General features: G+C 37.9%; 10 protein-coding genes. 1 reads left to right on the top strand and 9 read right to left on the bottom strand.

The window, feature by feature from the left end; genetic code table 11:
• Positions 1 to 307 precede the first annotated feature (307 nt).
• The 7 genes from AC59HC_RS12475 to AC59HC_RS12445 all read right to left on the bottom strand — a co-directional run bounded on the left by AC59HC_RS12475 (position 308) and on the right by AC59HC_RS12445 (position 6001).
• Complete coding sequence (locus AC59HC_RS12475; RefSeq protein WP_202838575.1) at positions 308 to 700, bottom strand: DoxX family protein; 393 nt, start codon at positions 698 to 700, stop codon at positions 308 to 310.
• Between the two features lie 38 nt (positions 701 to 738).
• Complete coding sequence (locus AC59HC_RS12470) at positions 739 to 1515, bottom strand: DUF1223 domain-containing protein (protein ID WP_496558694.1); 777 nt, start codon at positions 1513 to 1515, stop codon at positions 739 to 741.
• A 307-nt stretch (positions 1516 to 1822) separates the two neighbouring features.
• Positions 1823 to 2587 carry a LytR/AlgR family response regulator transcription factor gene (locus AC59HC_RS12465; RefSeq protein ID WP_202838577.1) on the bottom strand — a complete coding sequence of 255 codons (765 nt, stop codon included), beginning with the start codon at positions 2585 to 2587 and terminating at the stop codon, positions 1823 to 1825.
• On the bottom strand, positions 2568 to 3581 hold the full coding sequence (locus AC59HC_RS12460; protein WP_496558693.1) for a sensor histidine kinase: 1014 nt from the start codon (positions 3579 to 3581) through the stop codon (positions 2568 to 2570). The genes AC59HC_RS12465 and AC59HC_RS12460 overlap by 20 nt, the downstream gene beginning before the upstream one ends.
• Before the next feature lie 77 nt (positions 3582 to 3658).
• Positions 3659 to 4102, bottom strand: coding sequence for a hypothetical protein (locus tag AC59HC_RS12455; RefSeq protein WP_496558692.1), 444 nt, complete (start codon positions 4100 to 4102; stop codon positions 3659 to 3661).
• Positions 4099 to 5082, bottom strand: coding sequence for a heme-binding domain-containing protein (locus tag AC59HC_RS12450; protein WP_496558691.1), 984 nt, complete (start codon positions 5080 to 5082; stop codon positions 4099 to 4101). Before AC59HC_RS12450 ends, AC59HC_RS12455 begins: the two co-directional genes overlap by 4 nt.
• Before the next feature lie 172 nt (positions 5083 to 5254).
• Positions 5255 to 6001 carry an SDR family oxidoreductase gene (locus AC59HC_RS12445; protein ID WP_238349570.1) on the bottom strand — a complete coding sequence of 249 codons (747 nt, stop codon included), beginning with the start codon at positions 5999 to 6001 and terminating at the stop codon, positions 5255 to 5257.
• Between the two features lie 101 nt (positions 6002 to 6102).
• Here AC59HC_RS12445 and AC59HC_RS12440 point away from each other — a divergent pair, with 101 nt between their 5' ends.
• Positions 6103 to 6441 carry a winged helix-turn-helix transcriptional regulator gene (locus AC59HC_RS12440; protein WP_114821030.1) on the top strand — a complete coding sequence of 113 codons (339 nt, stop codon included), beginning with the start codon at positions 6103 to 6105 and terminating at the stop codon, positions 6439 to 6441.
• Positions 6442 to 6479: 38 nt separating this feature from the next.
• On the opposite strand, the gene AC59HC_RS12435 is transcribed toward AC59HC_RS12440, so the two are convergent.
• The gene (locus AC59HC_RS12435) at positions 6480 to 7778 is read right to left on the bottom strand and encodes a hypothetical protein (protein ID WP_202838582.1); all 1299 of its coding nucleotides are present in this window, start codon (positions 7776 to 7778) and stop codon (positions 6480 to 6482) included.
• A 5-nt stretch (positions 7779 to 7783) separates the two neighbouring features.
• On the bottom strand, positions 7784 to 10003 hold the full coding sequence (locus tag AC59HC_RS12430) for an NADP-dependent isocitrate dehydrogenase (protein WP_496558690.1): 2220 nt from the start codon (positions 10001 to 10003) through the stop codon (positions 7784 to 7786).
• Between the last annotated feature and the right edge of the window lie 73 nt (positions 10004 to 10076).

Below are 10076 nucleotides of genomic sequence, written 5' to 3'. Positions count from 1 at the left end.
GGACGTAAACCCTTGATTATTTCAAAATCTTTCACAAAACAAATTTAAGCTTATTTGAAAACTCCTACAAGATTAGCCTCCGGAGGGGGTGGCAAAAATTCAAAGAATTTTTGACGGGGTGGTTAACTAAACAGCATAATCAATCCCACATATAAATCATCCATAGCAGCGGACTTTAGTCCGCTTTCATAATCAACATTTATTTATTCGGTTTTAACCAAAATTTATTGATCATATATAAACAACAGATCCTCCCAAGCAATGGAAGGATCTGTTTCAAACATAAGAAAAAATTAGAGTTTTATCATTAAGCCTCTCCAAATACCACCTCAGGAGAATACAGCTTTCTGAACATGATGTAAGTTGCCGTTAACACAGAAAAGGCAACAATTGCATCTACCGTAGACGGAAAACCCAGTACCGCAATTTTTGAAAAGAAAGCAAACAGAATATCAAAGAACATTCCTGCAAACACCCATTCTTTTAGTCTCAATAATTTATTGGGAAGCAAAAGAACCATAACTCCGGAGATTTTAAAAATACCTAATATATAAATAAAATGAGGCGGATATCCAAGCTGTCGCGTAATATCCCATACAACCGGATTTTTTGTCAGTTCAAAGAAACCGCTGGCTCCAAACCATAATGACATAAAAATAGCACCTGACCAATAGATAATTTTTGTAGTTTTTGTTTTCATTGTTGTAATTTTTAGTGATAATTAAATTGTATAGTATTTTATTTAAAAGCTGTTTTTGCTGATCCTGAGATTTCTCCCGTTCTCCTATTCTGAATAAAAGCGATGACTTCCCAGTTTTCCGGAGAAAATCCTTCCGGAAGTTTAAATTTTGTTGTTCCTTCCTGCTGTTTATTTAATGAGATGAGGTTTTGCTTGTAGACAATCTGCCAGTGATGCAGATGGCGTCCTTCATTTTCGCCTTTCCCTACCTCTGTGGAAGAATGTTTTTCAACCAGATTAATGAGCAGCATATTCTGAGGATCTGCGGAAGGTGTTTTATACTGAACATCAATTTTATGCTGAGAAATGGCGGCAGATAATTCTACAGGTGTTTTTTTAGAAGTAATCAGAGCTTTTCGGATGGCATTTTTGATATTGTTTTCATCAGAGCCTACAAATTCTGTTTTTCCGTTGACTACCAGCTGTGGAGTATAAACCTGGGAATTCAGCAGGCGGCTGTACTGCTGTTGCCGCTGGGAATTTTCAGCCGTACTGAACCGGTCCTTCCATCCGAGACGGTTCCAGTAGTCAACATGGTAGGAGAGGAGGTAAACAGGCTCATCTTTGTATTCCTTTTCAATTTTTCCCATCAGTTCATCTGCAGGAGGACAGCTTGAACAGCCTTCTGAAGTAAAGAGTTCCAGAACAGCGAAACCATTATTTTCTGAAGTGGAATGCTGTGCTGTCTTCTGATCTTTATTTTGATGAATAAATGCTGAGGCTGCAAATAATACCGCGGTAAAAGCGCTTACTGTAATTAAGTTTTTTAGTATCATGTCTTTTAATTTGATTCAAAAGTAGATACTTGATAAAGGCAAAAGAATACAAAACAGGTTCAACCGGACAAATTGAGAGGTGAATCCGGAAATTGTGAGGGGAAGGGTTTTAGGATGGAAGCTGGAAGTGGGAGGCTGGAAGTTTCAGAGCACGAAATGGAATACAGGTTTATTTTTAATATAAGCCAGGAAGCTTAAAAAATTAACAAAAGAAAGCCCTGATCATCTCAATCAGGGCTATAATTTATTTAAATAAGACTTTGTCTTCAAGTACTTCCAGCATCCATCCTCCATCTTCCTTACTGCTTTATCTATCCTCCAGCCAAGTAAAAAAACTATGGGTCTTTTCTTTGTTAATCAAAAGTTTTTCAGGGGTTTCAATAGTGAGTTTTACCAGTATTTTACGCTGAAAATAATGTTCCATCTCCTTAATCGCTTTAAAATTAACGAGATATTGCCTGTTGACTCTGAAGAATTGTTTGTCGGAAACCTGTTCCGCCACTTGTCCTAAAGGCTGGGTAAGAGGAAACTGTTCCTTTGTGAATGTAACCAGATGGGTGATCTCATTATGAATATAAAAATAAGCAATGTCTTCGGTAGGAATGGTGGTGTATTTCTGATTTTTAAAAACCAGAAAACTACTCTTACCTGCAGTAGCAGGCTGGCTGATTTTCTGTATCAGAGACTCCAGGTCCGGAAGTTCATTTTTCTGGAAGAATTTTTTCAGTTCATCAACTTTTCGCAGGGCTTCGGCAATATCTTCCCTGGAAAATGGTTTCAAAACATAATCAACTCCTTTACTTTTAAAAGCATCCAGCATATACTGATCAAAGGCAGTACAGAAAACCACAGGGCAGGTAATCTCCACTGATTTGAAAATTTCAAAGGAGAGTCCGTCCGAAAGATGGATATCCATAAAAATAAGATCAGGTTTGATTTCCTTTAAGCCTTCAATACTTGTTTCAATACTGTCGTAAACACCTAGTATCTTTGATTCAGGTTTTAAGTCTGAAATTAAATTCTGCAGGGATTTTGCCGCCCTGAATTCATCTTCAATAATGATTATATTCATGGATTAATGGTAGTTTTATCTGAAATGTTTTTTCGCCTGAATGAATGGTAATATCCTTTTCCAATAAATGTTTGTAGCGCATTTTAATATTGTCCAGTCCAACTCCCAAAGAATCTTCAGGGGTTACTTTTCGCTGTATAGGATTTTCGATCACGATATTATCGTCAGCGGTATAAATTGTAATGTGCAGAGGTTTGCTTTGAGAAACAATATTATGTTTGATGCAGTTCTCTACCAATAGCTGAAGGGTAAAAGGAGGAATAAGCGTTTGAGCGGTTTCTTTTCCTAACTCGTTGGTAAACTTAATCCCTTCTCCAAAACGGGCTTTCTGAAGAAAAAGATAAGAATCCACGATTTTCATTTCTTCCTGAACGCTGATCAGATCCAGCTTACGGCTTTCCAGCGTAAAACGGTAAAAATCAGAAAGCTTGACAATAAAATCAACGGTTTCTTCGTCATGAGTCTCTGCCATTAATTTTAACGTATTCAAACTGTTGAAAAGAAAATGCGGATTGATCTGCTGCTTTAATAATTCATACTGAGCACCCAGATTATCACTCTTTACCTTTTCCAGTTCAAGCTGTATCTGCTGCCCTGTATAGTTGTTCTGAAGCAGCGTAAGAAACATATAGCAAACCAGGTTAATCAGAATTCCCCTTACTTCCACCATCAGCATTACAGGACCAAAATTGATATGAGACAGAATCAGCTGCTGAATCCATGCCAGTCCAAACATAATCACCATCCCGAAAGCCAGTACCACCATCAATCTGGAATAAGAGATATGCTGTCTGCGTTTTCCTGTACGGTTCAGCATATAGATATTGATATACCACATGATGACGGAAAATGCTGCTGTAATGGCCGAGTTTACCGCGGCCTCTTTCCAGTTGAACTCATGAGACGCCAGCTGGGGTACAGAAGATAGAACTCCCAGGAAAATGGAGCTTATCCAGATAATGGCCGGTGAGATTTTTATTTTTTGCTGTTGCATGAAATCTGCTGATTTGAAAAGGTTAAATTAATGTTTTTATTGGAAATATTATGATAAATAGTGAAACGGAAATTTTATTATGGCCTCGCTACAGGACGGTAGCTCATGAAATACTGTATTCTTTCTTTTGTGTCTGAGAAAGTATTCTCAGTCTGATCATTTTTAAGATCATAAGAGACATTTCCGGCACTGTCTGCCTGAACAGTTTCGATACTTACCAGTTCTCCGGTGATGGTTCCTCCAATATACTGAGGATTATCATGGTATTTCCACGTAACCAGTTTCATCACAGCACCTGCTTCAGGGGTCTGGATTTTCTTTGACAAAGATTCCAGTGCTTTTTCATTTCCGTACAATGCCGACATCGTTTTCTTCTTAGGGTTTAAAGAATTGGAGATGAATTGGAGATTTCCCGGGTCAAAAACAACCCTTGAAAGGCCATTATTCGTATTACTATTTTCTTTGCTGCAGGCGGTAAGAGAAACAAGGCTTACCAATAAGATCAGGATTGTATTTTTCATTTTTTCTGTAAATTTTGAATGAGTCTTTGAGTGTTTACTTTCATGGGAACATCAAACAGATATCCTGTTTTTTCAGCGAGTTGTCTGTGGCAGGCAATGCAGGATTCTTTGGCGAAGGACGCCGTTTTTCCTGTCGGATGAAGATCATCTCCGGAAAATTTTGCAAATCCCCAACCCTCTGTATCTTTATATTGTCTGGGATCTTTTACCATAAACTGCGCATTGATAAACTTTCCGGGTCTGATTTCTCCATCCGGAAGCTCTTCTTGTTTCCATACGGATTTTACTACCACACTTCCGTCCGGCCACGGATGAAAGTTCTCAGTTTCCACAGCCTTTACCGCAATATCATTTCCATAAATTACACGGATAGAGTTATCAAACAGCGTACTCATACTGATTACTTTCCAGTTTTTAAAATCATCGGTATATCGAACACCGTTGGGAGAAACCGGGAAATTGGTTGATGCCGGAACAGGTACAGTGGATGAGACTTGAGGGGGCTCAATCTTTTTTTGAGCAGATGGGCCTGCTGAGGATAAGGAAATTGTATATTTTTTGATCGTTTCAATATCTTTTGCTGTAATCCTGGCTGAGGGATGCAGAAGGGTGTACTCATGGAGAGGCATTTTACCACTTTGCATCATATTGAGAATAGCGTACATTTTTCCCTGATGTTCTGCAGGAGATAACTTTTCCCATTCTGAGAAGTTCAGGACTTCTCTGGCTCTTTTGATATCTTTGTTCACAGCCCAGGAAACAGGAGCAAGTTTATCATACCAGCTTAAATTCTGCTGATTGGAATGACAGCTGAAACATGAGTTTTCAAGAATACTGATCACTTCCTTTGGGGCTTCAATTTTTCCTGTAACCGGTTTTCCTTCCAAAGGTTTACTGAATAGCTGCAACCCTCCGAAAACACCTAGTATAGCCAGAAATACGATGGCAATGGGATTTCTTTTTTTCTTTACGGTATCCATAATGAGTATTGTTTTATTTTTCTGGATCAAAAGTAGGCGGGTAGTACATGCTGTGAAACGGAAAACTGTCCGAGCTGGACAAATCAAAAGGCGAATCCGGAATTTTTAACCCCGAAAATCTACAAGAAAAATCCCGGTAACACAATTACCGGGATTTGATTAAATCTGTTGTTTATAAAGTAATACCACCATCTATCACAATTTCAGTTCCGGTGACATACCCGGAAGAATCGTTGTCGGCTAAATAAGTAACCAGTTTGGCAATCTCTTCAGCGGTTCCCATTTTCTTCATTGGAATCTGTTCTATGAGATGGTTTTGGATATTTTTCAAAGTTTCTTCATCCAGGCCTGCTTTACTCATGATTTCTGTTTTTATCGGACCCGGACTTATCATATTCACTCTGATTTTTCTTGGAGCTAATTCTGCGGCGGCTGTTTTTGCAATGGAGTTCAATGCTGCCTTGCTTGCCTGATAAGCGGAACTGTTGGGTTTATAGGTAGAAGCCACAATAGAAGATAAAAAGATGACAGAAGCACCATCGTTTAATAATGGAATGAATTTGCTTAATGTAAAGTAAGCTCCCCTGAAATTGATGTTCATGACCTGATCAAAATTTTCGGTATCCATATCTTCAATCGGAGTCAACGTACCTGTAATTCCTGCATTGATAAAAAGGATGTCTATTTTCCCGAATTGTTTCTCAATATTTTCTTTTAAAAGATCAATATCGTTAAGGTTAGCCTGATCTGAGATAAACGGAATGGCACCAAGTTCGCGGGCTGCTTTTTCTACAGCTTCTTTTCGCCTTCCGGTAATGATCACGGTTGCTCCTTCTGAAATAAGTTCTTTTGCTGCAGCGAATCCGATCCCGCTGTTTCCTCCTGTTACGATAGCCAGTTTGTTACTGAATTTTTTCATTGTAAAATTTTTTGACAAAGTTATTTCAAAATGGTATACTTTTGTAACCAGTATCACAGAGTATACCAGTATCATTCGTGATATCACTTAACTTTGCAATTATGGAAAGAGACCAGAACGAAGAACTCAGAGCATTACAGGATACCCTTTATTTTATCGGAGGCAAATGGCGGATTCCTGTCATCAATTCACTGTGTAACGGGAACAGACGCTTCAGGGAAATTGAAAGGAGTATTCCCGGAATTACCACCAGAATGCTTTCTAAAGAACTGAAAGATATGGAACTGAATAAACTGCTAAAACGCACCGTTTATCCCGAAACTCCTGTTTTAATAGAATATGAACCCACAGAATACTGCCGAACCTTTGGAAATATCATTCAGGAAATGATCAACTGGGGCAGGGAGCATAGAAGAGTAATTGTGGAAGATAGGAAATAATGCCAATAAAAAACCTCTCACAAAGGAGAGGTTTATAATTATTTGTCAAAAATTTCGATCATTATATTGTCAGGAATTATTCCCGAATAATCATAAGACTGAACGTTGAGTTGAGTAACTGAACTTACACAGACTACCTTATTATTGTAGCTGAACACTTTATAAGGATATCTCTTTGTATTGATTGTCTTGGTTTTTGTGTAAGAATTGATGTTGTAAAGCTCAATGGTCTTACTTGTGGTTCCTGCAATAATACTGTTACCATCAAAATCAAAACTTGAAAGCTTGGAATTTCCGGAAGGCAGATCATTCTGATAAATCATTTGCGAATTATAGACAGAACCTGAACTTGCCGTAATGATTCTTCCATCAGGAAATGCTTCAAATATCCTGTAATTAAGTGGGTGATCTCCATGATAAGTATCGTCCTGATGACTTATGTAATTACCATTAAGATCAAAATTATAAAGATCCATATCTACAGGTGAAATATTCTGTGTTATGGTATATAATTGCACAGAAGTCCCTACAGCTTTTCTCATCCTTCCACTATTATAATAAAGCTGAGGTGATTGAGAAATTATAGCTTTTGTAGCTCTGCTTGCTGATTTAATCACACTGGAACTGCTATTACTATTTGAAGAACCGTAAAGTATACCGTTATGATAAACAGTACTGATGAGCGGCATTCCGAAACTCACCTGAGCTTTCAATGTCAGGTCATTTCCATCATAAATATCTACCCAACCATCATTTCTGGGAACATATAGTTCTACACTTCCATTATAGGTTCCAATATCAGAGTAGCCTAAAGTTGCATTTGTGCTGATCTGATGGGTAACAGAGTTTGTATTTACATCATAAATAGCAATTTTCCCATCCGTATCTAATAGGTATAGCTTTCCGGAGTTTTTATCAAATTGGGCATCAAAAGTTTTAAGATTAACCAATTTGATCTCAGGTCTTTCAATTTTTATAATGTTACTTTTAACCTCTTCACCATTAGCCTTAATACCAATAACCTGATATTCTACATAAGGGTTAAATGGTACGGCTGAAGTAAATGTAAACTGATTCGGATAGCTATTACCAATTTCGGATTGTATCCCATTTTGAGAATCACTTCTTACAATTTTATAATGATTATAAGTGGCATCTCCGCTGAGTGTCCATTTTAAACTTACCGTTTCAGTGGTACCACTGTAAGTTGAAGTTAAATTGATCTTATTTTCAATAACAGGAGGTGTTACTGTGACCACCTCCGTAATATCATCGTTTGAACTGCTGCATGAAAATATTGATAAATAAGCAAATAATAGGGTTATAGTTTTTTTCATAAATTTTAGATTCCGTCAATAATTTCATTTAAAACAGTGCTAGGTCTCATGGCTGCATATGTTTTATATGTATCAGCTTTGTAGTAACCTTCAATGTTTTGAGGTTTACCCTGAGCACCAATTAATTCAGCATTGATTACTTCTTCATTTTCCTGCATTGCCTGAGCAACAGGAGCAAACTGAGCAGCCAGTTCAGCATCAGCAGTCTGGTTCGCCAACGCTTCAGCCCAATACATTGCTAAATAGAAGTGAGAACCTCTGTTGTCTATCTGACCTACTTTTCTTGCAGGAGATTTATCTGTAGCTAAGAATTTAGCGTTAGCTTCATCCAATGCATCAGCTAAAACCTGAGATTTTGTATTCCCTTGAGTTTGTGCAAGATGCTCTAAAGAAGCCTGAAGTGCTAAGAATTCACCCAGAGAATCCCATCTTAGGTATCCTTCTTCCAGGAACTGCTCAATATGTTTTGGAGCAGAACCTCCGGCACCAGTTTCAAATAAACCACCACCATTCATCAATGGAACGATAGAAAGCATTTTTGCAGAAGTACCAAGCTCAAGGATTGGGAAAAGGTCAGTTAAATAATCTCTCAATACGTTTCCGGAAACTGAGATTGTATCTTTACCTTCTCTTGCTCTCTTCAACGTTTCAGTCATAGCATCTTTTACATCAAGGATTCTGATGTCAAGACCTGTTGTATCGTGATCAGCAAGATATTTTTCTACTTTTTTGATGATTTCTCTGTCGTGAGCTCTTCCTTTGTCTAACCAGAAGATAGCAGGAGTATCAGATAATCTTGATCTGTTTACCGCTAATTTTACCCAGTCCTGGATAGGAGCATCTTTAGTCTGACACATTCTGAAGATATCATCTTTTTCTACTTTCTGAGAAAGAAGAACGTTTCCAGCTTCATCCTGAACTTCTACAGTTCCGTCAGCTGACAATTGGAAAGTTTTATCGTGAGAACCATATTCTTCAGCTTTCTGAGCCATTAAACCTACGTTTGGAACAGATCCCATTGTGGTAGGGTCCAATTTTCCGTGCGCTTTCATATCGTCAATCACAGACTGGTAGAAACCTGCATAAGAACGATCCGGAATGATACAAACGGTATCTTCTTCATTTCCGTCTTTGTTCCACATTTTACCTCCGCCTCTTACAAGAGCAGCCATAGAAGCGTCAACAATGATATCTGAAGGTACGTGGAAGTTGGTAATTCCTTTATCAGAGTTTACCATAGCCACTCTAGGTCCTTCAGCAAGAGCTTTTTCAATATCAGCTTTGATGTCAGCTTCCTGAGCATTTCCTTTGATTTTTTCGAAAAGATCAGCAAGACCGTTATTTGGATTGATATCTAAAGACTTGAAAGTCTCAGCATATTTTGTAAATACTTCTTTGAAGAAAGTCTCAACGATAGCCCCGAAAATGATTGGGTCAGAGATTTTCATCATCGTTGCTTTAAGGTGAGCAGAAAGAAGTACATTTCTGTTTTTAGCTTCTTCGATTGCTTCCTGAACGAATGCTTTCAATGCCTTTAAGTTCATAACAGAAGAATCAATTACTTCACCAGCCTGAAGACCTGCGTAGTCTTTTAAAACATATTCAGAACCGTCATTTCCTTTAAATACGATTCTGTATTTTGTAGCGTTTTCTAAAGTTGTAGAAGTTTCTGTACCATAGAAATCACCATTGTTCATGTGAGCCACATCAGTTTTGCTGTCAGATGCCCAATCACCCATTCTGTGAGGATTAGCTTTTGCATAGTTTTTAACAGCTTTTGGAGCACGTCTGTCAGAGTTTCCTTCTCTTAATACAGGGTTTACAGCACTTCCTAATACCTTGGCATATTTAGCTTTGATCGCTTTTTCTTCGTCATTTTTAGGTTCTGCAGGATAGTTTGGAACTGCGAAACCTTTACCTTGTAATTCCGCAATCGCTGCATCCAATTGAGGTACAGAAGCAGAAATGTTCGGTAACTTAATGATGTTGGCTTCAGGTTTTGTTGCCAATTCTCCAAGTTCTGCCAAAGCATCACCGATCTTTTGGTCGTCTTTCAAAAACTCAGGAAAGTTGGCTAAAATTCTTCCTGCCAAAGAAATGTCCGGTACTGCGATTTCGATATCTGCTGATTTTGTAAAAGCTTTTACGATAGGTAAAAACGAGTGAGTAGCCAGCATTGGAGCTTCATCAGTAAGTGTGTAATAGATTTTTGATTTTTCTGACATTATACTGTTATTTTTTATTTGAAATTTTAAGTCCCACAAATTTAGTAAATATCATTGTTTTATTTAAGATATT

This window comes from Chryseobacterium sp. DZ-32, assembly GCF_059587025.1.
Note: the sequence above shows the minus strand (reverse complement) of the source record. Positions and strands in the feature narration are given on the sequence as shown.